The 22,067-nt window shown below is 65.3% G+C and carries 25 protein-coding genes; 16 read left to right on the forward strand and 9 right to left on the reverse strand.

Going from position 1 to position 22,067, the window contains the following annotated elements; translation table 11 throughout:
• Positions 1–34 precede the first annotated feature (34 nt).
• The 8 genes from hflK to BLQ85_RS00295 all read left to right on the forward strand — a co-directional run bounded on the left by hflK (position 35) and on the right by BLQ85_RS00295 (position 7,496).
• Positions 35–1,456: an FtsH protease activity modulator HflK gene (hflK, locus tag BLQ85_RS00260; protein WP_074575070.1), complete on the forward strand. Its 1,422-nt coding sequence runs from the start codon at positions 35–37 to the stop codon at positions 1,454–1,456.
• Positions 1,457–1,467: 11 nt separating this feature from the next.
• A complete protein-coding gene (hflC, locus tag BLQ85_RS00265) occupies positions 1,468–2,370 on the forward strand; it encodes a protease modulator HflC (protein WP_007871219.1) in 903 nt (300 codons plus the stop codon).
• 6 nt (positions 2,371–2,376) lie between these two features.
• On the forward strand, positions 2,377–2,565 hold the full coding sequence (locus BLQ85_RS00270) for a DUF2065 domain-containing protein (protein WP_074574084.1): 189 nt from the start codon (positions 2,377–2,379) through the stop codon (positions 2,563–2,565).
• 118 nt (positions 2,566–2,683) lie between these two features.
• Positions 2,684–3,874 (forward strand): ATP phosphoribosyltransferase regulatory subunit, encoded by a 1,191-nt coding sequence (locus BLQ85_RS00275; RefSeq protein ID WP_074574085.1) that lies wholly within the window; start codon positions 2,684–2,686, stop codon positions 3,872–3,874.
• A 54-nt stretch (positions 3,875–3,928) separates the two neighbouring features.
• The gene (locus BLQ85_RS00280; RefSeq protein WP_074574086.1) at positions 3,929–5,272 is read left to right on the forward strand and encodes an adenylosuccinate synthase; all 1,344 of its coding nucleotides are present in this window, start codon (positions 3,929–3,931) and stop codon (positions 5,270–5,272) included.
• A gap of 85 nt (positions 5,273–5,357) precedes the next feature.
• On the forward strand, positions 5,358–5,882 hold the full coding sequence (locus BLQ85_RS00285; RefSeq protein ID WP_074574087.1) for a phosphoribosyltransferase: 525 nt from the start codon (positions 5,358–5,360) through the stop codon (positions 5,880–5,882).
• Positions 5,883–6,052: 170 nt separating this feature from the next.
• On the forward strand, positions 6,053–7,231 hold the full coding sequence (locus BLQ85_RS00290) for a PLP-dependent transferase (protein ID WP_074574088.1): 1,179 nt from the start codon (positions 6,053–6,055) through the stop codon (positions 7,229–7,231).
• 79 nt (positions 7,232–7,310) lie between these two features.
• Entirely contained in the window at positions 7,311–7,496 is a 186-nt protein-coding gene (locus BLQ85_RS00295) for a hypothetical protein (RefSeq protein WP_074574089.1), read from the forward strand.
• A 73-nt stretch (positions 7,497–7,569) separates the two neighbouring features.
• Here BLQ85_RS00295 and BLQ85_RS00300 read toward each other — a convergent pair whose 3' ends face one another.
• Genes BLQ85_RS00300 through BLQ85_RS00310 form a run of 3 tightly spaced genes read right to left on the reverse strand, consistent with a single transcriptional unit; the run spans position 7,570 to position 10,420 of the window.
• Positions 7,570–8,667, reverse strand: a complete 1,098-nt coding sequence (locus BLQ85_RS00300; RefSeq protein ID WP_074574090.1) for an SMP-30/gluconolactonase/LRE family protein — start codon at positions 8,665–8,667, stop codon at positions 7,570–7,572.
• Positions 8,664–9,731 (reverse strand): tRNA 2-selenouridine(34) synthase MnmH, encoded by a 1,068-nt coding sequence (mnmH, locus tag BLQ85_RS00305; protein ID WP_074574091.1) that lies wholly within the window; start codon positions 9,729–9,731, stop codon positions 8,664–8,666. The genes BLQ85_RS00300 and mnmH overlap by 4 nt, the downstream gene beginning before the upstream one ends.
• On the reverse strand, positions 9,728–10,420 hold the full coding sequence (locus BLQ85_RS00310) for an arylesterase (protein WP_254779625.1): 693 nt from the start codon (positions 10,418–10,420) through the stop codon (positions 9,728–9,730). Before BLQ85_RS00310 ends, mnmH begins: the two co-directional genes overlap by 4 nt.
• Before the next feature lie 49 nt (positions 10,421–10,469).
• Here BLQ85_RS00310 and BLQ85_RS00315 point away from each other — a divergent pair, with 49 nt between their 5' ends.
• Positions 10,470–11,186: an ABC transporter ATP-binding protein gene (locus BLQ85_RS00315; protein WP_083336733.1), complete on the forward strand. Its 717-nt coding sequence runs from the start codon at positions 10,470–10,472 to the stop codon at positions 11,184–11,186.
• A 28-nt stretch (positions 11,187–11,214) separates the two neighbouring features.
• Here BLQ85_RS00315 and BLQ85_RS00320 read toward each other — a convergent pair whose 3' ends face one another.
• Positions 11,215–13,488 (reverse strand): protein kinase domain-containing protein, encoded by a 2,274-nt coding sequence (locus BLQ85_RS00320; protein WP_074574093.1) that lies wholly within the window; start codon positions 13,486–13,488, stop codon positions 11,215–11,217.
• Between the two features lie 35 nt (positions 13,489–13,523).
• Entirely contained in the window at positions 13,524–14,402 is an 879-nt protein-coding gene (locus tag BLQ85_RS00325) for a c-type heme family protein (RefSeq protein ID WP_074574094.1), read from the reverse strand.
• Between the two features lie 208 nt (positions 14,403–14,610).
• Between BLQ85_RS00325 and rlmB the strand changes: the two genes are divergently transcribed.
• The gene (rlmB, locus tag BLQ85_RS00330) at positions 14,611–15,363 is read left to right on the forward strand and encodes a 23S rRNA (guanosine(2251)-2'-O)-methyltransferase RlmB (RefSeq protein ID WP_074574095.1); all 753 of its coding nucleotides are present in this window, start codon (positions 14,611–14,613) and stop codon (positions 15,361–15,363) included.
• Positions 15,360–16,502: an NAD(P)/FAD-dependent oxidoreductase gene (locus BLQ85_RS00335; RefSeq protein ID WP_074574096.1), complete on the forward strand. Its 1,143-nt coding sequence runs from the start codon at positions 15,360–15,362 to the stop codon at positions 16,500–16,502. The genes rlmB and BLQ85_RS00335 overlap by 4 nt, the downstream gene beginning before the upstream one ends.
• A 19-nt stretch (positions 16,503–16,521) precedes the next feature.
• Here BLQ85_RS00335 and BLQ85_RS00340 read toward each other — a convergent pair whose 3' ends face one another.
• The 4 genes from BLQ85_RS00340 to BLQ85_RS00355 form a co-directional block, all read right to left on the reverse strand.
• Positions 16,522–17,115 carry a chromate transporter gene (locus BLQ85_RS00340; protein WP_074574097.1) on the reverse strand — a complete coding sequence of 198 codons (594 nt, stop codon included), beginning with the start codon at positions 17,113–17,115 and terminating at the stop codon, positions 16,522–16,524.
• Positions 17,112–17,687 (reverse strand): chromate transporter, encoded by a 576-nt coding sequence (locus BLQ85_RS00345; protein ID WP_074574098.1) that lies wholly within the window; start codon positions 17,685–17,687, stop codon positions 17,112–17,114. The genes BLQ85_RS00340 and BLQ85_RS00345 overlap by 4 nt, the downstream gene beginning before the upstream one ends.
• A 144-nt stretch (positions 17,688–17,831) precedes the next feature.
• The gene (locus tag BLQ85_RS00350) at positions 17,832–18,800 is read right to left on the reverse strand and encodes a bifunctional helix-turn-helix transcriptional regulator/GNAT family N-acetyltransferase (RefSeq protein WP_074574099.1); all 969 of its coding nucleotides are present in this window, start codon (positions 18,798–18,800) and stop codon (positions 17,832–17,834) included.
• An 80-nt stretch (positions 18,801–18,880) separates the two neighbouring features.
• Positions 18,881–19,240, reverse strand: coding sequence for a cupin domain-containing protein (locus BLQ85_RS00355; protein WP_074574100.1), 360 nt, complete (start codon positions 19,238–19,240; stop codon positions 18,881–18,883).
• Between the two features lie 76 nt (positions 19,241–19,316).
• On the opposite strand from BLQ85_RS00355, the gene BLQ85_RS00360 reads away from it, so the two are divergent.
• From BLQ85_RS00360 to BLQ85_RS00380, 5 genes are all read left to right on the forward strand, one after another.
• The gene (locus tag BLQ85_RS00360) at positions 19,317–20,168 is read left to right on the forward strand and encodes an AraC family transcriptional regulator (RefSeq protein ID WP_074574101.1); all 852 of its coding nucleotides are present in this window, start codon (positions 19,317–19,319) and stop codon (positions 20,166–20,168) included.
• Between the two features lie 66 nt (positions 20,169–20,234).
• A complete protein-coding gene (locus BLQ85_RS00365) occupies positions 20,235–20,642 on the forward strand; it encodes a hypothetical protein (RefSeq protein ID WP_074574102.1) in 408 nt (135 codons plus the stop codon).
• Positions 20,632–21,039, forward strand: a complete 408-nt coding sequence (locus tag BLQ85_RS00370; protein ID WP_074574103.1) for a hypothetical protein — start codon at positions 20,632–20,634, stop codon at positions 21,037–21,039. Before BLQ85_RS00365 ends, BLQ85_RS00370 begins: the two co-directional genes overlap by 11 nt.
• Positions 21,036–21,311 (forward strand): hypothetical protein, encoded by a 276-nt coding sequence (locus BLQ85_RS00375; RefSeq protein WP_074574104.1) that lies wholly within the window; start codon positions 21,036–21,038, stop codon positions 21,309–21,311. Before BLQ85_RS00370 ends, BLQ85_RS00375 begins: the two co-directional genes overlap by 4 nt.
• Positions 21,312–21,430: 119 nt before the next feature.
• Positions 21,431–21,838, forward strand: coding sequence for a GNAT family N-acetyltransferase (locus tag BLQ85_RS00380; RefSeq protein ID WP_074574105.1), 408 nt, complete (start codon positions 21,431–21,433; stop codon positions 21,836–21,838).
• Positions 21,839–22,067: the final 229 nt, after the last annotated feature.

Below are 22,067 nucleotides of genomic sequence, written 5' to 3' on the forward strand. Positions count from 1 at the left end.
TGTCGGTGTAATGAAAAAAAGTGAGTTTGATCCCATGAATCTGAACCCCGTGCTGCAGACTTTGACGACCTTGCCGGGCCGGCTCAGGCAACGCGCCCAAGGCATGTTCAACCTCAATGATCCGCGCTGGGGCCGGGACGACGACAAAGCCTCGTCCGACGACAGCAAGCCGGAGGCGCCTCGGGACGACAAGCAGCCGCAGCGTCCGCCCAACCGTCCGCAAGGGCAGGGTCCCAACCAGGGCCCGCCCGACCTTGACGAACTCTGGCGCGACTTCAACCGCAAACTCGGCGGGCTTTTCGGCGGCGGCAAAAACAACAACCCCAACCGCGGCGGTTTCGGCCGCGGCAATGGCGGCGGCGGAAACAACGGCGGCTTCCAGCCCGACATGAAAAGCGCCGGCATAGGCGTCGGCCTGATCGCCAGCGTCGCCGTGCTGATCTGGCTGGGCACCGGCTTTTTTATCGTCCAGGAAGGCCAGCAGGCCGTCATCACCCAGTTCGGCAAATACCACTCCACCGTGGGCGCGGGTTTTAACTGGCGCCTGCCTTATCCCGTCCAGCGCCACGAGATCGTCGTCGTCACGCAGATCCGCTCCGTGGATGTCGGCCGCGACGTCATCATCAAGGCCACCGGCCTGCGCGACTCGGCCATGCTGACCGAGGACGAAAACATCGTCGAGATCAAGTTCGCCGTGCAGTACCGTCTCAATGACGCGCGCGCCTACCTGTTTGAAAGCAAGGACCCGGCCGCCGCGGTGGTGCAGGCCGCCGAGACCGCTGTGCGCGAAGTGGTCGGCAAGATGAAGATGGATTCCGCGCTCGCTGAAGAGCGCGACCAGATCGGGCCGCGCGTGCGTACCCTGATGCAGACCATCCTGGACCGCTACAAGGTCGGCGTGGAAGTGGTCGGCATCAACCTGCAGCAAAGCGGCGTGCGCCCGCCCGAGCAGGTGCAGTCGGCCTTCGACGACGTGCTCAGGGCCGGCCAGGAGCGCGAGCGCGCCAAGAACGAGGCCCAGGCCTATGCCAACAACGTGATCCCGCGCGCGGTCGGCTCCGCCTCGCGCCTGAAGGAAGAGTCCGAGGCCTACAAGGCCAAGATCGTGGCGCAGGCCCAGGGTGACGCGCAGCGCTTTCGTTCCGTGCTGGCCGAATACCAGAAGGCGCCCCAGGTCACGCGCGACCGCATGTACACCGATGCCATGCAGCAGGTGTACACCAACGTCACCAAGGTGCTGGTCGAATCGCGCCAGGGCAGCAACCTGCTGTACCTGCCGCTGGACAAGATCATGCAGATGACGGCCCAGGGCGATGCCGCCGTTTCGGGCGACACCCCGCTGATTCCTCCCGGCTCGGCTTCGTCGTCCACGGTGCCCGCGCCCACCTCCAGCCTGCCACCCATCGATGCCCGTTCACGCGATTCCGCCCGCTCGCGCGACCGTGAAACACGCTAAGGAAGACGATCGTGAATAGAGTTGGATTTATTGTTTCCTCGCTGCTGGTCGTCCTGGCTTTGCTCAGTTCCACGCTGTTCGTGGTCGACCAGCGCCAGTTCGGCGTGGTCTATGCCCTGGGGCAGATCAAGGACGTGGTCACCGAGCCCGGCCTGCACTTCAAGATGCCGCCGCCTTTCCAGAACGTCTCGTACATCGACAAGCGCCTGCTGGTGCTCGACAGCGTCGACGCCGAACCTATGCTGACGGCCGAAAAGCAGCGTGTCGTGATCGACTGGTACGTGCGCTGGCGCATCACCCAGCCCAGCGAGTACATCCGCAATGTCGGCCTGGACGAAAAAGCCGGCGCCAACCAGCTGAGCCGCGTGGTTCGCAACGCCTTCCAGGAAGAGATCAACAAGCGCACCGTCAAGGACCTGCTCTCGCTCAAGCGCGAAGCGCTGATGGCCGACGTCAAGCGCGAAGTGCTGCAGGCCGTGCAGGGTGCCCAGCCCTGGGGTGTGGACGTGGTCGACGTGCGCATCACACGCGTGGACTACGTGGAAGCCATCACCGATTCGGTCTACAAGCGCATGGTGGCTGAGCGCCAGCGCGTGGCCAACGAGCTGCGCTCCACCGGCGCGGCCGAAGGCGAAAAAATCCGCGCCGACGCCGATCGCCAGCGCGAGGTGACCATCGCCAACGCCTACCGCGACGCGCAGAAGGTCAAGGGCGAGGGCGATGCCGAAGCCGCCCGCACCTATGCCGAGTCGTTCGGGCGCGATCCGCAGTTCGCCCAGTTCTACCGCAGCCTGGATGCCTACAAGGCCAGCTTCAGCAAGAAAAGCGACGTGATGGTGCTGGACCCTTCGTCTGACTTCTTCAAGGCGATGCGCGGCCCAGGCTCAGGCAGCGCCGCACCCGCCAAAAAATAAGCCGGCGTGGACGGCAATACCTTCTGGCTGGCACTGGCCCTGATGCTGGTCATCGAGGGCCTGTTGCCCTTCATCTCTCCCGGCGGCTGGCGCCGCATGTTCGAGCAGATCCTCACCCTGGGCGACGGCCAGATCCGCTTCTTCGGGCTGTGCAGCATCGCGGCAGGCGTCGCCCTGCTGGTGCTGCTGAGCTGAATTTCACACCCACAGCCCAGGCACTATTTCTCTGCGGGGGCCTTATCAGCCTCCGGCAAGCCGAAAACCGGCCTCAAGCCCGGTAAAATGCTGTTTTTAACAGCCCACGAAAATCACAATGCCCGCCTGGTCGTCATCATGGCAATTGCCCGATCAAATTGCCGATGTCCTGCCCTCCGAGGCGCGCCACATCGAAGAGCTGCGCCGCCTCTTCCTGGACACCGCCCGCAGCTACGGCTATGAACTCGTCATGCCGCCGCTGCTCGAGCACCTCGAGTCGCTGCTGACCGGCACCGGCGAAGCACTGGATTTGCAAACCTTCAAGCTGGTCGACCAGCTTTCCGGCCGCACACTGGGCCTGCGCGCCGACACCACGCCCCAGGTTGCCCGCATTGACGCCCATTTGCTCAACCGCAGCGGCGTGGCGCGCCTGTGCTACTGCGGCCCGGTGCTGCACACCCGCGCCGACCGGCCCCATGCCACCCGCGAGCCGCTGCAGTTCGGCGCTGAGATCTACGGCCATGCCGGCCTCGAGGCCGACCTCGAAGCCCAGCAGCTGGCGCTGCAGGGCTTGAAGGCCGCCGGCGTCACCGCGCTGAGCGTCGACATGGCCGACGTGCGCATTGTCAACAGCCTGCTGGCCGGCGCCACCCTCAGCGCCAAGACCCTGGCCCTGATCCACACCGCGCTGGCCGCCAAGGACGCGAGCGAGCTTGACAGCCTCACCGCCGGCCTCAAGGACGGTATTTCCAGCGAAGCGCGCCAGGGCCTGAAGGCGCTGCTGCAGCTCTACGGCGATGAAAAAGTCCTGGCCGAGGCCGAAAAAGCCCTGCCGCCCTCGACGGGCCTCAAGGCCGCCCTGCAAAACCTCCAATGGCTGGCAGCCCACACCCGTGGTGAAAGCGGCGAGGTCAAGGTCAGCTTCGACCTGGCCGACCTGCGCGGTTATGCCTATTACAGCGGCACGCGCTTTGCCATTTACGGGCAGGGCGCCGAACTCGCGCGCGGCGGCCGCTATGACGAGGTCGGCGCCGTGTTCGGCCGCAACCGCCCGGCGGCCGGCTTCAGCCTGGACTTGAAGGAACTCGTCAGCGTGCTGCCGCCGCGGCCCCTGAAGGCCGCCATACGCGCGCCCTGGAGCGAGGACGCCGGCCTGCGTGCGGCCATCGCGCGCCTGCGCGCCGGCGGCGAAACCGTGGCCTGCGTGCTGCCCGGCCACGAACACGAAGTCAACGAATTCGATTGCGACCGCGAACTGGCCAACGCTGCCGGTCAATGGGTGGTCCAGCCCCTGAAGAAAGCCGCGTGAGGGCCCCGTGCCCCCGTCCGGCTTGATCCCAACACACCTTAACGAGAATTGAAGATGACAAACAAACAAACCGCAGACGCGGGCCGCAATGTCGTGGTCGTGGGCACCCAGTGGGGCGACGAAGGCAAGGGCAAGCTGGTCGACTGGCTGACCGAGATGTCCCAGGGCGTGGTGCGCTTCCAGGGCGGTCACAACGCCGGCCACACGCTGGTCATCAACGGCGTGAAGACCGCGCTGCACCTGATCCCCAGCGGCATCATGCGCCCGGGCGTGAAGTGCTACATCGGCAACGGCGTGGTGCTGTCGGCCGCCAAGCTCTTCGAGGAAATCGAAGGCCTGGAAAAAGCTGGCGTCGAAGTGCGTTCACGCCTGCGCATCAGCGAGGCCTGCCCGCTGATCCTGCCTTTCCACGCCGCGCTGGACATCGCGCGCGAAGCCTACCGCGAAAAGGGCGGCACCACCAAGATAGGCACCACCGGCCGCGGCATAGGCCCCGCTTATGAGGACAAGATCGCCCGCCGCGCCCTGCGCGTGCAGGATCTCAAATACCCCGACCGCTTCGCCGCCAAGCTGCGCGATCTGCTGGAGCTGCACAACTTCGTGCTGACCGGCTACCTGCACGCGCCGGCCGTCGACTTCGACACCGTCTACGCCGAAGCCATGCGCCATGCCGAGCTGCTCAAGCCCATGATGGCCGACGTCTCGCGCGAACTCAATGACGCGCACCGCGATGGCGCCAACCTGCTGTTTGAAGGCGCGCAGGGCACCTTGCTCGACGTCGACCACGGCACCTATCCCTATGTCACCTCCAGCAACTGCGTGGCCGGCAATGCCGCGGCCGGCGCCGGCGTGGGCCCGGGCATGCTGCACTACATCCTGGGCATCACCAAGGCCTATTGCACGCGCGTGGGCGGCGGGCCTTTCCCGACCGAGCTCGACTGGGAAAAACCCGGCACCGTGGGCTACCACCTGAGCACCGTGGGCGCCGAAAAAGGCGTGACCACTGGGCGCAGCCGCCGTTGCGGCTGGTTTGACGCCGCGCTCCTCAAGCGCTCGGCCCAGGTCAACGGCCTGTCGGGCCTGTGCATCACCAAGCTCGACGTGCTTGACGGCATCGACGAGCTCAAGCTGTGCACCGGCTACGAGCTCGACGGCCACATCACCGACATCCTGCCTATGGGTGCCGAGGACATCGCGCGCTGCAAGCCGATCTACGAAACCCTGCCGGGCTGGAGCGAAAGCACGGTCGGCGTCACGGAATACGCCAAACTGCCCGCGGCCGCGCAAAAATACCTGCACCGCATTGAGGAAGTGACCGGCGTGCCGATTGACATGATCTCCACCAGCCCGGACCGCGACCACACCATCCTGCTGCGTAACCCCTACGCCGCCGCTTGAGCGGTTGCCAGCCACAGCCTTAGCCAAACACGCTTGCCGCCCCCTGAAAAGGGCGCAAGCAGCGAATACATCAGGAGCGCCACCCATGTTGACAGAAGACGGCAAGCATCTCTACGTGAGCTACGACGAGTACCACAACCTGATCGAAAAACTGGCGATCAAGATCCACCAGTCCGGCTGGCAGTTCGACACCATCCTGTGCCTGGCCAGGGGCGGCATGCGCCCCGGCGACATTCTCTCGCGCATCTTCGACAAGCCGCTGGCCATCATGTCTACCAGCTCCTACCGGGCTGACGCCGGCATGACGCAGGGCAACCTCGACATCGCCCGCTACATCACCACCCCCAAGGGTGAGATCGCCGGCAAGGTGCTGCTGGTCGACGATCTGGCCGATACCGGCCACACCCTCAACGCCGTGATCCACCAGCTCAAGAACAACTACAAACCCATCACCGAGCTGCGCAGCGCGGTGATCTGGACCAAGGGTGTTTCCACCTTCGAGCCCGACTACTCGGTCGAATTGCTGCCCACCAACCCCTGGATCCATCAGCCGTTTGAAGGCTATGACTCGCTGTCGCCGGCGCAGCTCATGGCGAAGTGGAAGATATAGCCCCCACGGTCGCTCACTTCGTGTAGCTTCCTGCCCCCCGAGGGGGCCGCTGCGCCTGCGGCCCGGCGAAGCCGGTTCCGCGGCCCCTGCTGGAATGTGCGGCCAGGCTGCCGGCGCTGCTTTTGTTCCGCTGCTCTTCAAGCTTCTGAGCTTGCCGTTAATATGCGGTGATGAGCGAAACATCCACTACTCTGATTCATCACCCTTACAAGCCGCCTGCCGGGTTTGACGCCATCCCGCCCGGGGTTTACAAGGCTTCGACCATCGCCTTTCCCACCGTCGCCGCGCTGCGCAGCCGCGACTGGAAACACAAAACCGGCTATGCCTACGGCCTGCACGGCACGCCGACCACCTTCACGCTGGAAGAGCGCATCGCCACGCTCGAAGGCGGCAAGCATTGCACGCTGGTGCCCAGCGGCCTGGCGGCGGTGGTGCTGGTTGGCATGGCCTTGCTCAAGGCCGGCGATGAACTGCTGATCCCCGACAACGCCTACGGCCCCAACAAGACCTTCGCGCAGGGCGAGCTCGCCGCCTGGGGCATCAGCCACCGCTTTTATGACGCGATGAACCCGGCCGACCTGGCCGTCAAGCTGGGCCCGAAAACCCGGCTGGTGTGGATAGAGGCGCCGGGCTCCATCACGCTGGAGTTCCCCGACATGCCGGCCTTGGTCGCGGCCGTCAAGGCGCACAAGAACGTGCACCCTGCCGGCATCGTGACCGCGCTCGACAACACCTGGGGCGCCGGCCTGGCCTTTAACGCTTTCGACCTGGGCCTGGACATCTCGGTCCAGGCCTTGACCAAATACCCCAGCGGCGGCGCCGACGTGCTGATGGGCTCCGTGGTCACGCGCGACGAGGCGCTGCACCACCTGGTCCATTTTTGCCACATGCGTGTCGGCTACGGCATAGGCGGCAACGATGCCGAACTGGTGCTGCGCGGCCTCAACAGCATGGCCTTGCGCTACGCCGCCCAGGACGCCGCCACCCGCGAACTGGCCGCCTGGCTGGCCGGCAGGCAGCAGATTGCCACCGTGCTGCATCCGGCTCTGCCCGGATCACCCGGCCATGAAACCTGGAAGCGCGACTGCACAGGCGCGGCCTGCCTGATGAGCGCGGTCTTCAAGCCCGAGTTCAGCCCCGAGCGGGTGGACCGCTTTTGTGACAGCCTGAAACTTTTCAAACTGGGTTACAGCTGGGCCGGGCCCATGAGTTTGTGCGCGCCCTACGACATTCCGGCGCTGCGCACCACACCATGGCCCCACAAAGGCGGGCTGGTGCGGTTTTCGGTGGGGCTGGAGGCCGTGGCCGACCTGCAGGCCGACATCGCCCAGGCCCTGGAAAAAGCCTGACCCAAAGCCGTATCAAAAGCCTGGCGTTGCCTGACGGCAATGCAGTACAGTAAGGGTTACCTCCTTACGAAAGCACGCAGTGGCAACTCCCAATTACTCTTACGAAAAGCGCCAGAAAGAGCTCGCAAAAAAACGCAAAAAAGAAGAAAAGCTCAAGCGCAAGGCGGAGGGCAAGCAGGATGATGCGGCCGACGATGGGAACGATGCGCCGCCCGCCGACGGCGATGCACCGGCCGGCGTGCCACCCACCGACCCGGCGCCCTGAGCTTTCAGGCTTGACACCCCCAAAACCCGGCACACCCAGCGTGTGGCCGGGTTTTTTGTTGCCGGCTGCTGCCTTATTTGGGCAGCCAGCCCAGCTCCCTGGCATGCAGGCTTTGCACATACAGCCTGTCCGCCGTCTCCGTCACGGCGGTGGTTTCGGGATAGGCGCCCGTCGGGTCCTGCAGGTCGGCCACCACTTTCCCGTCTTCCGTGAACGCCACCACATGGCCGTAGGCCTTGGGAATAGGCCACAAGGCGCGCGGCAGGCGAAGCGTCAGTTTGCGCATAAAGGGCTTGCGGGCCATGCCGTCAATCTTTGGGTTGCGCGGCTTGACGAGGCCCACCCAGACCTTGCCGTCCAGGCCGCGCATCAGGTTGTCGGGGTAGCCGGGCAAGTTGTCAAAAAGCGGCTTGAGGCTGGCGCCGGGCTGGCCGACGTCCTGCTCCCGCGCATCCACCGGCAGTTTCCAGATGCGGTACCTGCCGGTTTCAGCCACAAACAGCGAGCGCTCGTCCTGGCTCAAGGCCACGCCATTGGCAAAGCTCAGGCCTTTTGCTACGACGCGTGTGGCCCGGGTCGCCGGGTCGTATTCAATCACCCGGCCCGTGGCGGACTGCTCCAGGATGTCGAGAATGCTGGCCTCGAAGGTGCCGCCCCATTCCCGGGCCCCAAAGCGGGTGGACGCGTCGCTGAAATACACCTTGCCGTTGCGGGCCACCACCACCGCATTGGCATACAGAATCGGCATGCCCGCGGCCTTGTCCGCCAGCACCGTCACTTTTTTGTCCGGCGCAATCGACAGCAAGCCCCTGAAAGCATCGGCGGCGATGAGGTTGCCGGCCGCATCGAAGTCAAAACCCAGCACGCGGCCGCCGGTGTTGACCACCACCTCCCGGCCGCTGCCGTCCGGATTCATCCGCAGGATGGCGCCACTGGCCACCGCGGCGTAGAGTTTTCCGTCCCGGGCGGCGACCAGGTGCTCAGGGCCTTCCTCGGTCCCCAGCGGGATGGTTTTCAGTTTGGCGAGTTTGTCGTTGGCCGCGAATGGGCCGCTGTAGCCGGGAGGCGCGGGCGCTTCCCAGCTTTGCGGCGCGATGGGCACCGGCCACAGGCACAGGTAGGCGGCCAGCCCGGCCAGGGCGATGCCGGCGGCGGCAAGGATTTTTTTCATGTTGTTGTCTCCTCCTCAAGAATGGCCCTGGCCAGCCCCGCCATGGTCTGCCTGGACCGGTTGGCCGCGTTGAGCGGGGTGGCTTTCGGGTACTGGCTGAAGTTGCGCTCCATGGAGCGCGCATAGCCCGGGTCGTAGTGCAGGGTGAGCAGCTCGCGCACCACCGAGGCCGCGTCGCCGGCGCGCGCGCGGGCCTGCCAGTCCTGCACCGTGGCCTTGCCGCGCACCTCGGTCAAGGCGCCCAGCCGCTCGCAGAAAAACGCGGTGTCCTTGACGAAGAAGTCATAGTCCTCGAGCAGCAGCGCCACGCGCTCGTCCTCGTGCAGGCGCAGGTCCAGGCAGGGACTGGCCCGCATGGCGGTCATCAGGCCTTCAGGCACCGCCACATTGCCGACTTTTTTACTTTCGCTTTCCACATACACCGGCCTGGCCGGGTTGAAGCCGCGCAGGGCGGACCAGATGGCGCTGTCAAAGGCCTTCTGGCTGGGCTGCTCGAGGCCGGGAATTGCACCGAGCACCGAGCTGCGGTGCCTGGCCAGCGCCTCCAGGTCCAGCACCTGCGCGCCTTCGGTCCCCAGGGCCTGCAGCAGCCGGGTCTTGCCGGAGCCGGTGGGGCCGCACACCACCCGGTAGTCAAAGCGCGCCGCCAGCCGCGGCAGGTCGGCCACCAGTGCCGCCCGAAAGGCCTTGTAGCCACCGTCGACAAGCGTGACCCGAAAGCCGATCTGCTCCAGCACCAGCGCCAGCGCACCGCTGCGCTTGCCGCCGCGCCAGCAGTAAAGCAGAGGCTGCCATTCGCGGGGCTTGTCCAGCACCTCGCGCTGTATGTGTTCGGCGATGTTTTTCGCGACCAGGGCCGCACCCAGTTTTTTCGCCTCGAACTGGCTGATCTGTTTGTATTTTGTGCCGACGATTTTGCGTTCCTCGTCGTGCAGGCTGGGCCAGTTCAGCGCGCCGGGCAGGTGGTCCTCGGCGTATTCGCCCTCGCTGCGGGCGTCGATGATGTCGGAGTAGCGGCCCAGGCCGGCCAGCGCCTCCTCGGCGGAAATGCGGTCCAGGCTCACTTGAGCAGTTTCTTGAGTTCGGGCCACACATTGGCCAGCATGCGGGGCTGCGACTGCTCGTTGGGGTGGATGCGGTCGGCCTGGAAGGCGGCCACAGGGTCGGCGGCGTCGGCGACACCCTTGAGGAAAAACGGCACCAGCGCCACTTTTTCGGCCTTGGCGACCTTGGCGAACAGGCCCGAAAAATTCGCCGCATAGGCGCTGCCGTAGTTGGGCGGCACCTGCATGCCGACCAGCAGCACCCGCGCGCCGGCCTTTTTGGCGGCCTGCGTCATCGCGCTGAGGTTTTGCTCGGTCATGTCCAGCGGCAGTCCGCGCAGGGCGTCGTTGCCGCCCAGCTCTATCACCACCACGGTGGGCTTGTGCTGCGCCAGCAGGGCCGGCAGCCGGGAGCGGCCGCCCGAAGTCGTGTCGCCGCTGATGCTGGCATTGACGACCTTGGCACTTTTCTTTTCGCCGGCGATCTGCTTTTCCAGCAGCGGCACCCAGCCGGTGCCGCGCTTGAGGCCGTATTCGGCGCTCAGGGAGTCACCGACGACCAGCAGCGTGTCGCCCTGGGCCGCGGAGGCGGGCGCCTGCGCCTGAACGGCCGGGACCGCGCCCAGCGCGGCGGCCGCCAGCAGCGCGGCCAAAGGTTTTACCAGGCGCGCTATTGTTTGGCCGGCAAGCTTGGTAAAGTCGGATTTCATATTTTCTGACAAGGCTGACATGTTTGAACCTGCGGTGAGTGATGCTTCCATGGGCTCCACAGCGCCCGGCTTTCCCGGCGCGACTGCAAAGCCTGAGGCTTCAATTATTTCCGTGGAGCATGTTTTCAAGTCGGTCACCGACTCCACCGGCACATTGGCCATTTTGCGCGATATTGACTTCGCGCTCGCCGCGCGTGAAACCGCCGCCATTGTCGGCGCTTCGGGCTCGGGCAAAAGCACCTTGCTCTCCATCATCGCCGGACTGGACACGCCCACCCAGGGCACGGTCAAGCTGGCCGGGCAGGACCTGTTCGCCCTCAGTGAGGACGACCGCGCCGCCCTGCGCGCCCAGAAGGTCGGTTTTGTGTTCCAGAGCTTCCAGCTCATGGGCAACCTGACCGCGCTCGAGAACGTCATGCTGCCGCTGGAGCTGTCGGGCGCCAGGAATGCGCGCGCGCAGGCCACTGAGATGCTCAGGCGCGTCGGCCTGGGCGAGCGCCTGGGCCACTACCCCAAGGTGCTGTCGGGCGGCGAGCAGCAGCGCGTGGCGCTGGCGCGGGCTTTTGTGGTGCAGCCGGCAGTGTTGCTGGCCGACGAGCCCACCGGCAGCCTGGACTTCGCCACCGGCGAAACCGTCATGTCGCTGATGTTCGAGCTCAACCGCGAACTCGGGACCACCCTGGTGCTGGTGACGCACGACCAGGGCATTGCCGCGCGCTGCGAGCGGCGCATCACCATAGACGCGGGACGGGTTATTTCAGCCTGAGCCTGGGTTGCCCGGGCCAGCGCCGGGCTCAACGCAGTTTTTGCGCCGCGGCCAGGAATTTCGCCCGGTCGTCGGGCTTGTCGATCTGCAGCGCCAGGGCCTTGGCCAGCCCGCCCAGCGTGGTGTGGCGTGCCGACTCTTTGCGCACCAGGGTCTTGGCCAGAGGGCCTATGTACAGGCTCAGCATGCGTTCCAACTGGGACTGCAGTTCGGCGCTGAAATACTGCACATTGATGGAGGTCGAGGTCGCGGACGGTCCCGAAGGCGACGACAGTCCCGAGGGCCGGCTCATATCCTGGTGCCGCAGCCCGGACACCGGCATGGACAGCACGCGGCTGGGCGCGCTGGTGCCGCCGGTGGCGCTGGTAACACCGCTGCGCGGGCCCGAAGCCCCCAGCGGTGTTGAATGCACGGGCGCGCTGGCATTGCGCGGCCGCACAAAGGCTTCGCGCGCCGTGGCGTCGGGAATGGAGACGGCCAGCAGGTCGCGCAGGCCCTGGGCGCTCACGGTGCGCGGCACGGACTTCTTGACCAGCACCCGGGCCAGCGGGCCGATCAGCTTGGCCAGCTCGGTTTCAATGTCGTGCACGACTTCGGGGGTCAGCGAGGCCAGCGCGGCGAAGGAGGCCGTGTGCTCGAACTCCAGATTGCGCGCTGCGGGCGCCGCCGGGGCGGCATTCGGGTCCAGCACCGCATAGATCTCGTGCGATCGCAGGTGCTTGTCCATGTGCGGGCCGAGGTAGTCGAAATGGCCGGCCGCGCTGTCGGTGATGCGCGAGATCACGTCGTAGTAGGCGCGCGAGACCACCACCTGGTTGGGCCTGGCGAAGTCCATGATGCGCTGGGCCACGTTGATGCCGTCGCCCACCACGTTGACCCGGTTGTTGATGTCGAACACCATGCGGATGGGCCCCAGGTGCAGGCCTACGCGCAGCGACAGCTTGCGGCCGTACTTCTGCGCCAGCAGGTCGCGCAGCAGCAGGGCCGACTGCAGCGCCTCCTCGGGATCGCCCAGGAAGCAGATGGCCGCGCCGTCGCCGGTGTCTATCATGATGCGCGACGACTCTTTCACGCCGCCTATGGCCTTGGTGATCAGCTCGTTGAACAGCGACTTGACCACCACCTGCTGGTCCACCGAATAGGTGGAGTAGGACACCAGGTCCAGGAACATGATGGTGCCCAGCACGTTCTTGCGCAGGTTCTCGGCGCTGTTGAGCGGGATGGACTGCGAATTGGCGGCGTAGGCGAGCAGGGCGTTGTCCGGCGGCGCGGTGACCGTTTTAACTTCGGCCGGCGCCGGCGCCGGCGCGGGCACGGGCGGGGCAGGAGGTGTTGCGGGCACCAGCACGCTGGCCGCGCGCAGGGTTTGTGTCTTCACGAAGTCCGAGCTCAGCAGCGCCTGGCGCAGCGCCGCGATGTCCTGCGGCCGCTGGGTTTCATTGGGCGTCATTGCCCAGTCGATGGCGCGCAGCAGCGGCGCGCCGAAGACCACCGCGCTGGCGGTGTCGGCGGCCTTGGGCATGCTGTCCTCGCGCACGCGCGAGGCCGACTCCATGGGCTTTTGCCCGGTCGTCATCCAGTACATCACCGCGCCCAGCGAATAGACATCCGTCCACGGACCCTGGTGGCCCTTGCTGTGGTATTGCTCGAAGGGCGCGAAACCCGGGCTCACGATGTTGGTCATGTCCTGGTTGCCGGTCAGGCGCCTGGCCGCGCCGAAGTCCAGCAGCACCGGCGTGCCGTCGGCACGGATGTAGATGTTGTCCGGCTTGATGTCGCGGTGCAGGAAGTTCACCTTGTGCACCGCCTCCAGGCCGTCCATCAGCGGGTAGACGATCTTCAGCAGGCCCTGCTGGTCCAGCGCGGGCTGCTTGGCCAGCCAGCGCTTGAGCGGGTCGCCCGACTCGTACTCCATGACGATGTAGGCGGTGCCGTTTTCCTTGAAGTAGCGCAGCACCCGCACGATGTTGGGATGGCGAAACGAGGCCAGCGCGCGGGCTTCGTCCAGGAAGCGCTCCAGGCCCCACTGGAACTGGCCCCGGTTTTCACCGGAGCGGACGTGGACCGACAGGTCGGCCGAACGCACGGCCAGGTCGCCCGGAAAGTATTCCTTGATGGCCACCGGCAGCTGCAGGTTGATGTCCTGCGCCAGGTAGGTAATGCCGAAACCGCCGCCGCCCAGCATTTTTTCAATGCGGTATTCAAAAACGGTCTGCCCCGGCGCCAGGGCGGCCACATCCCCACTTCCCGGGGCGTCGGGCCGCACGGGCAGGGTTCGGGTCTTGTCTTCGGGCTCGGTCATGCGTCCGGTGTCGTGGTGGGCGGGTAATCCGTTGTTCAGTCGCCGCGATCAATCATTTGCATGGCTTTTTCCAGGCTGCGGCGCATACGGTTGAAGGAACTGCCCAGCACCGCCACCTCGTCCTTGCCGCCGTCGGCGAATTCGGGCACCTCGAAGTCGCCGGTGCTGACTTTGTCAGCCGCCTGCGACATGCGGCGTATGGGCCGCACGATGAGCCAGCTCAGCATCAGGTTGAGCACCACGAAGACCACCACGAACACCGCGGCCAGCGAGGCCATGAAGGTCTTGAAGGTGCGCTCTGCATTGCGGATGGGAATTTCCATGGGCACCGTTACCACCTGCGCGCCTATGATTTCATTGTGTTTCCAGCCGAAGCCGTTGGCCTCGCCGTAGATCTTGATCATGCTGGCCGGCGCGGCGGCCGGCACGCTGTGGCACTGCAGGCAGGCCGCGTTGGTGATCTGTATCGGCTTGGCGATGTAGAGCAGCCGGCCCGTGGCGGCGGCGCGCTCCGAGATCAGCTCTTTCGAGTCGGCGTTCTGGCGGAACTGCTGGACGATGTCGGCTTCCCAATCGGTGGCGCGGTCGCGCGGGTTGGTCGGGTTCAGCGTCGCTTCCTTGTAGCCGTAGTCGCGGTACTTCTTCTGGATGTGGCCCAGGGTTTCGGTGGCAGCGTAGGCCGGCACGGTCTGCGGCAGGAAGACTTCCTCGAGCTGCTTGTCCAGGTGCGGCTTGATCTGCTCGACCGTGTAGGCGCGCACCGAGAGGGCGGTGTCCATCATGAGCCGCGCATTGCGCAGGACTTCCTCGCGGGCGTTTTCCTGCAGGAGCTGGCGCGATATGAACCCGGCGGCGCCGAAGCCGGCCAGGAACACCACGATCAACACCAGATTAAATTTAAGCCTCAATCCCATAGTGCCCCCAACTGTGCGCGTTATTGCGGAAAACGTCCTGCCTGCAGGATCAACAAATTGTTACTATTTTAGACTTACCCAGCCCGCATTGTGACCGTCGGTCGGTCCCTGTGCACCGGTAGTAATGCCTAAGAAGCTATTAACGGCCTAAACGGGGCTCCGTGACGACCGTTAACAGCTTCCGGGGGCTGCAGTGATAATCCCCTGCATGTCATCTACCCCCAAAGTCCTTTTTGGCTTCCATGCTGTCGGCGTGCGCATCAAAACCGCGCCCAAGTCCGTTCTGGAGGTGTTTTTCGACGCTTCGCGCCGCGATGCGCGCATGCGCCAGTTCACGGACCGGGCCCGCGAGGCCGGCATACGGCTGATCGAGTCCGACGGCCTGCGCCTGGCCAAGATGTGCGGCAGCCACGGCCACCAGGGGGTGGTGGCCCGGGTCGATGCCCTGGCCCAGGTCAAATCGCTCGATGAGCTGCTCGAGCAACTTGAGGAAGCCGGCACGGCCCAGCCCTTGCTGCTGGTGTTGGACGGCGTGACCGACCCGCACAACCTGGGCGCCTGCCTGCGCGTGGCCGACGGCGCCGGCGCCCATGCCGTGATCGCTCCCAAGGACCATGCGGCCGGCATCAACGCCACCGTCGCCAAGGTGGCCAGCGGCGCGGCCGAAACCATGCCTTATTTCATGGTCACCAACCTGGCTCGCACCCTGGGCGAGCTCAAGGAACGCAACATCTGGTGCATAGGCACCAGCGACGACGCCGAAAAAACCATTTACGACGTGGACCTGAAAGGCCCGGTTGCCCTGGTGCTGGGCGCTGAAGGCGAGGGCATGCGCCAGCTCACGCGCAAGACCTGCGACGAGCTGGTCAGCATCCCCATGCGCGGCGCGGTGGAAAGCCTCAATGTGTCCGTGGCCAGCGGCGTCTGCCTTTACGAAGCCTTGCGCCAGCGCAGGGCATGACGCCGCAGCGCTTCGACCTCGTCGTCATAGGCGCGAGTTTTGCCGGGCTGGCCTGCGCGCGCGCCGCGGCCCAGGCCGGCCTGCGGGTCGCCGTGGTGGAAAAGAAGTCTTCCTCAGGGGACAAGCTGCACACCACCGGCATCATTGTCAAAGATGCCATAGACACCATCCCCTGGTTGCAGCAGGTACCCGCGGCACTGGTGCGCCAGGTGGACGGCGTGCGGCTGTATTCGCCCAACCTGCGCCACGTGGACCTGCACGCGCCCGGTTATTACTTCTGGGCGACCGACACGCCGGCGCTGCTGGACTGGATGTGCGCGTCCGTCCAGGCAGACGGCGTCACGCTGCTGGCCGGCACCTTGTTCGAGAGCGCCGCGCGGGACAACGGCGGATGGTCGGTCTCGGTCAAGTCGGTGGCCTCGCAGGAGCCGGCCGTGCTGCAGGCCGGCTACCTGGTCGGCGCCGACGGCCCGCATTCGCGCGTTGCCAAGGCATTGGGCCTGTCGCTCAATACCCAGTTCCTGTTCGGCATCGAGCATGAATACGGCCAGGCCCGGCTGGACGCCAACTTGCTGCACTGCTTCATAGACCGCAAGCTCGCCCCCGGCTATATCGGCTGGGCCGTCGCGGGCGTCGGCATCCAGCAGATCGGCCTGGCCCGGCGGATGTCCGCCTCAGGTGTGCCCCCCAAACAGGCCTGGATGGACTCTTTCACGGCCAGGATCGCGCCGCACGTCGCTGTCGGCGATGCCGAGCCGCTGGCGACGCGCGCAGGCATGATTCCCTGCGGTGGTGTGCTCAAGCGCGTGTCCGATGCGCGCGTGATGCTGGTCGGCGACGCTGCCGGCATGGTGTCGCCCGTGACGGCCGGCGGCATCCATACGGCGCTGGAGCATGGGGATGCGGTGGGTGGCGCCGTGGCGGCCTTTTTGCAAGCCGGTGCGGCCGACGGCGGCGACCCGGCCGACCCCATGCGCGGGCTGGTCCGGAACTACCCAAAATTTCGCGCCAAGCGCACGCTGCGCTGGCTGTTCGACCATTTCCAGGCCGACTGGATCTTCAACCTGGCGCTGGACACCGAGCCCATGCGGCAGGCGGCGCGCATGGTGTACTTTCACCGGCGCGGCAAGCCGGAGTAGTGTTTCGGGCAGTGGTGGCTCAGACCAGCCCGTACCAACCCAGCAGCGCGCCCGCGCCCAGCAGCCACAGCAAATGGATGCGGGTGCGCCAGACGATGAGGGCCGAAGCCGCCGTCAACAGCCATACCGGCCAGTCTTTCAGTGAACTGCCGTTGGCGCCGGCCAGGATCCAGCTGGTGGCGATCAGCAAGGCCACCACGATGGGTCCCAGGCCTTGCTTGAAGGCGCGCACCGCCCGCAGCTCGCGGTTGCGGTGGCCCCATTGCGCGGCCGTGTAGGTCAGCGTGGTGCTCGGAATCAGGATGCCCAGCAGTGCCACGAATACGCCCAACAGCCCGCTGAGCATGCCGCCGGCGTTCAGTCCCACGTTCCAGCCCATCAGCGCGATGAACAGCACATTAGGGCCGGGCGCCGACTGCGCGATGGCGATGGAAGCGTTGAACTGCGCGTCGGTCAGCCAGTGCTGCTTGTCGACCAGGAAACGGTGCATGTCGGGCGCGGTGCTGATGGCACCACCCACCGAGAGCAGCGACAGCGAGAGGTAATGCAGGAACAGGTCAAACCATTCGCGCGCGCCAAAGGCCAGGTGCAGTGTTTGCAGCGGTTCGTTCATGGCGCGAGCTTTCGGTAGGCCAGCACGCAGGCCGCCAGGCCCAGGCTCAGCAACACATAAGCCAGCGGGATGCGCAGCAGCGCGATGGACACAAAGCACAGCAAGCCCAGGCCTATGCACAGCCGCAGGCCCAGCACGTTTTTTTTGAGGGCGCCAAAGAGTTTGAGGCCGGTCGCGCCTATCAGCCCGGCCGCCACCGCGGCCATGCCGCGCAACGCGCCCGCCACGCCGGGGTGGCCGGCGAACTGGGCATACAGCACCGCCAGCAGCAGCACCAGCACCAGCGGCACCGTCAGCATGCCGGCCAGCGCCGCCATTGCGCCCTTGAGGCCGAAATAGCGCCCGCCCACCATCAAGGACAGGTTCACCACATTGGGGCCCGGCATGATTTGCGCCACTGCCCAGTCTTCGATGAACTCTTCACGCGTCATCCAGCGTTTTTTCTCGACCAACTCGCGCTGCACGACAGCGAGGACGCCGCCGAAACCCTGCAGGGCCAACAGCGTGAATGAAACAAAGAGGTCGGTGAGGGACTTGGGTTGCGGATGCTCTTGCGCGGGCGGGGGGCTCATGCGCCCATTATCGCCGCGCCTGACACATGGCCCAGTCCGCGCGCAAGAAGCCGAGGCGCTTCATCTGCTATTAAAACAATAGCCCGCTCTTCGTGGTTCACGAGGCCCGGGCTGAAAACTTCCGGAGCTTTTAAGGCTGTAGCCCTAAAGCTTTAGCTCCCAGGTCTCGCCCACCAGCTCATGGCCAAAACCCTGGTAGGGCTCGCGCTTGACCAGCTTGAAGCCGCGCTTCGCATAGATCGCGCGCGCCGCCGTGAGGCAGCTGTTGGTCCAGAGCACCATTTTTTTGTAGCCCTTGGCGCGCGCGAAGGCGATGCATTCGTCCGACAGCCGCCCGCCCAGGCCCAGGCCGCGCGCGCCCGGCGTGAGGATCAGCATGCGCAGCTGCGCCACCGTCGCCGACTTGCGCACCACAAACACCGCGCCCACGCGTTCGCCGTCGAGTTCGGCGATCCAGCATTTCTCGCAGTCGAGCCGGTAATTCTTGAGGTACTTGCCCGCGATGTCGGCCACCAGCGCCTCGAACTCGTTGTTCCAGCCGTATTCGCGCGCATAGATCTCGCCGTGCTGCTGCACCACCCAGCCCATGTCGCCGGGTTGCGGGTCGCGCAGCACCACGGTGCGCGTCGCCGCGGCCTCGCCCGGGCCGGCCAGCAGGCGCTGCACCGTGCCCATCGCGTTCACCACCTTGTCCTGGTCCTCCGGCGCCAGCGGAGCCAGCAGGGCGGCCGCCTCGTCGCGCGACTGCTGCTGCAGCGGCGCGAACACCTTGTGCCCGGCCTGCGTCAGCTTGAGCAGGCTTTGCCGCGCGTCGGCCGGCGAGGGCACACGCGCCAGCCAGCCCTGGCTTTCAAAGCGCCGCAGGATGCGGCTCAAATAGCCCGCGTCCAGCGACAAATCGCGCCCCAGCTCGGTCGCGGTCGGCTGGTCGCGGTGGGCCAGCTCGTAGAGCACCCGCACCTCGGTCAGCGAGAACTCGCTGCCCAGGTAAGGGGCCAGCACGCCGATGCGCTGGGTATAGAAGCGGTTGAAGCCGCGTATCGCCTTGATGTGCGACGTGGCGGGGGCCGGAGCAAGGGGCGTGGGAAGGGTGGGGGAGCTTGAAGGGGCCATGACGGCTATCGTCAAGCAATTGGTTGACAAAGTCAAGTAATTGGATTCCCTCAATTGCCCTCGGTCCCGAAAACCCGGTTTCAGATCACCCTGCGCGGGGCCGCCGTGGCCGCATCGCCGCTGTTGGGTGCGCCCGTCGGCTCTATCAGCAGCAGCTGCGCCTCCTGCGCCGCGCGCGGCCGGTGCCGCACGCCGCGCGGTACCACGTAGAGCTGGCCGGGCTTGAGGATCACGGTGGGGCTGCCCTCGATGTCGATATGCAGTTCCCCCTTGAGCAGCAGGAAGAAATCGTCGCTGTCGGGGTGAGAATGCCAGCTGTACTCGCCCTGCACCTTGACCACCATCACGTCGTGGCCGTTGAACTCGCTCACGGTGCGCGGCTGCCATTGGCCCTCAAAACTCGCGAGCTTGGCCTGCAGGTCTATGGCGTCTGTTTTCACGGAAAACTCCTCTTGTGTTGTGTTGGAAGCAAGGAGTCTGCTTGTCCGGGCCTGCCGCGTCTTGTACGATTGTTTCATGCACCACGCCCAGCAACCCACTGCCCAGGACTGGGCGCGCTTTCGTCCCGGCGCGCTGGCCGGCGTGACGCAGATGAAGGCCCACTTCACTGAACACACGTTTGAGCGACACAGCCATGAAACCTATTCCATAGGCGTAACCGCCTCCGGCGTGCAGACCTTCCACTGCGGCGGCACCCTGCACGCCAGCCTGCGCGGCGACATCATCCTCTTTAACCCCGACGAGCCGCACGACGGCCAGCGCGGCACCCAGGAGGGCTTTGGTTACAGCATGCTGTACGTGGCGCCGCACGTGGTCGATGAATGCCGCGACAAAGAAGCGGGCCTCGACATGGCGGCCTACTTTCGCCAGCCCGTGGTGCGCGACGCGGCCATGGGCCGTGCGCTGGCGCAAGCCATAGGCGCGGCCGGCCAGGCCCAGGAGTCGCTGCGTGCCGAGGAACTCACGCGCGACGTGCTGGTGCGGCTGCTGCAGCGCTACGGCGAGCGGCGCGGCGCGGGCGAGGGCAGCAAGGCCGCCGGCGCGGCCCGCATGGCCCGAATACGCGACTACCTGCGCAGCCACTACGACCAAGACATCACCGTGGACGCCCTCGCGCGCGAGGCCGGCCTGTCGCGTGTGCACCTGACCCGCGCCTTTGCCCGGCAGTTCGGCGTGCCGCCGCATATCTACCTTAACGCCGTGCGCCTGGAACGCGCCCAGTCCGCCATGCTGGCCGGCCGGGGCCTGGCCGAAGTGGCCGCCGCCTGCGGCTTTGCCGACCAGAGCCATTTCAGCCGGCGTTTCAAGGGCAGTGTGGGTCTGGCGCCTGGGGCGTGGTTGCGGCAGATGAGCTCTAATCGCGGCTAGGGGATGGGCGAGGCGTGACGGCGTCGCTTCCTGAATCGGTCAAGCCATAAAGCGTAGTGCCCAGACATGTACGACACCCATTTCCTGCCAAGCGCCGTCTTCCTGCTTTCAGCGCTTGGCATTGCAGCCTATCTCATATACGTGCGGCGCCATCCGGCTGCGTCCCGCGTCGAGTTGGCGATGCGGCAGTTCCTGGACAGCGTTGTCCACGCCGAGGACGCGCGTTTCGCATTTGAAGGCCGTCACGCCGTCATCGTGCGCAAGGATGAAGATACAAGCAACGGCGAGCACACGAGCTACATCCTGACCGTTTATGCCAGAAACCCCTATGGCGAATACTTTTCTTTCAGGACGGACGGCCACAAGCCTTCCGTCCGCCATCTGGAGCATCGCTTGGCGCGCATCATCCTCAAGCATGAATACTTGGGCCCCGAGGCGGCGGGCCGTTCCGAAGGGGCTGTGGATGAGAATTGATTTCTCCAAAAGTGCGGACCAGGTTGTCAAAGACCTGACCCGCAATGAAACCCTCTTTATCCTTGCCGGCTTGGCGATTGCCTTTGCTGCCGAGGTGCTCCACGCATACTGCATGCCCAACGTTTCGATCTGGACCGTGCGTGGCCTGTTCTTTCCGGTCATCAGCGTGGCCTCGCTTCTGGCCATGGTGTCTTCCATCGGCATGCAGAACTCACTGAAAGAGCGCGGAGCCCCTCATGCCGTGGAAAGCCGCAGGCAATGCGTTCAGTTTTTGATTGACGCCAACGATATCGAAGGAATGCGGCTTTTGAAAGGCGTTGGAATTGCTGCCAATATTTATGGCGCTGCCTTTGGCGTCATTGGAGGGATCTGCATCGCATCTTTTGTAAATCCATGATTGACGCCTTCGCCGTCCTCTGCTGCATTATCGGCGGCCTGTTCCTCTTTGGCGCCTGGAAGCTGCTGATTTCCAGACATGAGCCGGAAATCCAGACCCAGCCCGTGAGCTGGGCGGACATCCTTCTGGAGTTGCTCACGGACGGCGGCTGGATAGAGTTCACCGCGGTGGATCGCTTTACCGCGGTTCTTGTGCTGTTTCTGATTGGTATGCTTTTTCTCTGGAGCGGGTTGTATATCGGGCTGGCATGGGGCAATGTTGCGGTGGTGTGATGCCGAAACACACCAGGGCGCGAAGCCGCCTGTTCTGGTGTCTTTGGGCAGAAACTGTCCATTGCTGCGATAGCCGATGCCGGATAAAACGATGACGACAAACTTCAGGCCCTTGACCCATGACAAACGTCCCCGTTGAATACCGCCACAACTACCCGTTGGACCCGCTTGACGTCGTGCGGGTCTTCGACCAATCCGGCCTCAAGCGCCCCACGGGCGACCTGCCCCGGATTGCGCGCATGTTCTCCGTGCCCAGCCTGGTGCTGTCGGCCTGGGTGGGCAATGAGCTGGTGGGCCTGAGCCGCTCGCTGACCGATTACGCTTATTGCTGCTACCTCTCGGACCTCGCGGTCGACAAAAAGTACCAGGGCGCGGGCATAGGCAAGGAGCTGGTCCGGCGCACGCAAGCCATCATTGGCGACCAGGTGTCGCTGATACTCTTGTCCGCCCCCGACGCCATGTCTTATTACCCGGCACTGGGCTTTGAGCCGGCCGGCAGTGCATTCCTGATCCGGCGAAAGCATTAAGGCCGGGCACGGCGGCCAGCCCGCAAGCGCTTGCGGGCTTTGGAACGCGGCGTTCTCCTACAGAATGTTACTTTTGGCTTGGCTATATTGAAGTGGCGACCCCATCCGGGGCCGCACTCACTCCTCTGGATTTACCAGTTCAAGGCCCGGGCCACCCGGGTTTCTTTTTGCCCGAGCCCTTTGTGATGCCGTATTTGTACGCAGCCAGCTCCATGTTCATGCCGAGCGC

The sequence above is a fragment of the Polaromonas sp. JS666 genome (assembly GCF_900103405.1).
Taxonomy (GTDB): Bacteria; Pseudomonadota; Gammaproteobacteria; order Burkholderiales; family Burkholderiaceae_C; genus Polaromonas.

Coding starts and splice junctions, on each gene's coding strand:
- hflK (WP_074575070.1), top strand. CDS start 35: ATGAATCTGAACCCCGTGCTGCAGACTTTGACGACCTTGCCGGGCCGG.
- BLQ85_RS00275 (WP_074574085.1), top strand. CDS start 2,684: ATGCCCGCCTGGTCGTCATCATGGCAATTGCCCGATCAAATTGCCGAT.
- BLQ85_RS00280 (WP_074574086.1), top strand. CDS start 3,929: ATGACAAACAAACAAACCGCAGACGCGGGCCGCAATGTCGTGGTCGTG.
- BLQ85_RS00285 (WP_074574087.1), top strand. CDS start 5,358: ATGTTGACAGAAGACGGCAAGCATCTCTACGTGAGCTACGACGAGTAC.
- BLQ85_RS00290 (WP_074574088.1), top strand. CDS start 6,053: ATGAGCGAAACATCCACTACTCTGATTCATCACCCTTACAAGCCGCCT.
- BLQ85_RS00300 (WP_074574090.1), bottom strand. CDS start 8,667: ATGAAAAAAATCCTTGCCGCCGCCGGCATCGCCCTGGCCGGGCTGGCC.
- BLQ85_RS00310 (WP_254779625.1), bottom strand. CDS start 10,420: ATGAAATCCGACTTTACCAAGCTTGCCGGCCAAACAATAGCGCGCCTG.
- BLQ85_RS00315 (WP_083336733.1), top strand. CDS start 10,470: ATGGGCTCCACAGCGCCCGGCTTTCCCGGCGCGACTGCAAAGCCTGAG.
- BLQ85_RS00320 (WP_074574093.1), bottom strand. CDS start 13,488: ATGACCGAGCCCGAAGACAAGACCCGAACCCTGCCCGTGCGGCCCGAC.
- BLQ85_RS00325 (WP_074574094.1), bottom strand. CDS start 14,402: ATGGGATTGAGGCTTAAATTTAATCTGGTGTTGATCGTGGTGTTCCTG.
- rlmB (WP_074574095.1), top strand. CDS start 14,611: ATGTCATCTACCCCCAAAGTCCTTTTTGGCTTCCATGCTGTCGGCGTG.
- BLQ85_RS00335 (WP_074574096.1), top strand. CDS start 15,360: ATGACGCCGCAGCGCTTCGACCTCGTCGTCATAGGCGCGAGTTTTGCC.
- BLQ85_RS00340 (WP_074574097.1), bottom strand. CDS start 17,115: ATGAACGAACCGCTGCAAACACTGCACCTGGCCTTTGGCGCGCGCGAA.
- BLQ85_RS00345 (WP_074574098.1), bottom strand. CDS start 17,687: ATGAGCCCCCCGCCCGCGCAAGAGCATCCGCAACCCAAGTCCCTCACC.
- BLQ85_RS00350 (WP_074574099.1), bottom strand. CDS start 18,800: ATGGCCCCTTCAAGCTCCCCCACCCTTCCCACGCCCCTTGCTCCGGCC.
- BLQ85_RS00360 (WP_074574101.1), top strand. CDS start 19,317: ATGCACCACGCCCAGCAACCCACTGCCCAGGACTGGGCGCGCTTTCGT.
- BLQ85_RS00365 (WP_074574102.1), top strand. CDS start 20,235: ATGTACGACACCCATTTCCTGCCAAGCGCCGTCTTCCTGCTTTCAGCG.
- BLQ85_RS00370 (WP_074574103.1), top strand. CDS start 20,632: ATGAGAATTGATTTCTCCAAAAGTGCGGACCAGGTTGTCAAAGACCTG.
- BLQ85_RS00375 (WP_074574104.1), top strand. CDS start 21,036: ATGATTGACGCCTTCGCCGTCCTCTGCTGCATTATCGGCGGCCTGTTC.
- BLQ85_RS00380 (WP_074574105.1), top strand. CDS start 21,431: ATGACAAACGTCCCCGTTGAATACCGCCACAACTACCCGTTGGACCCG.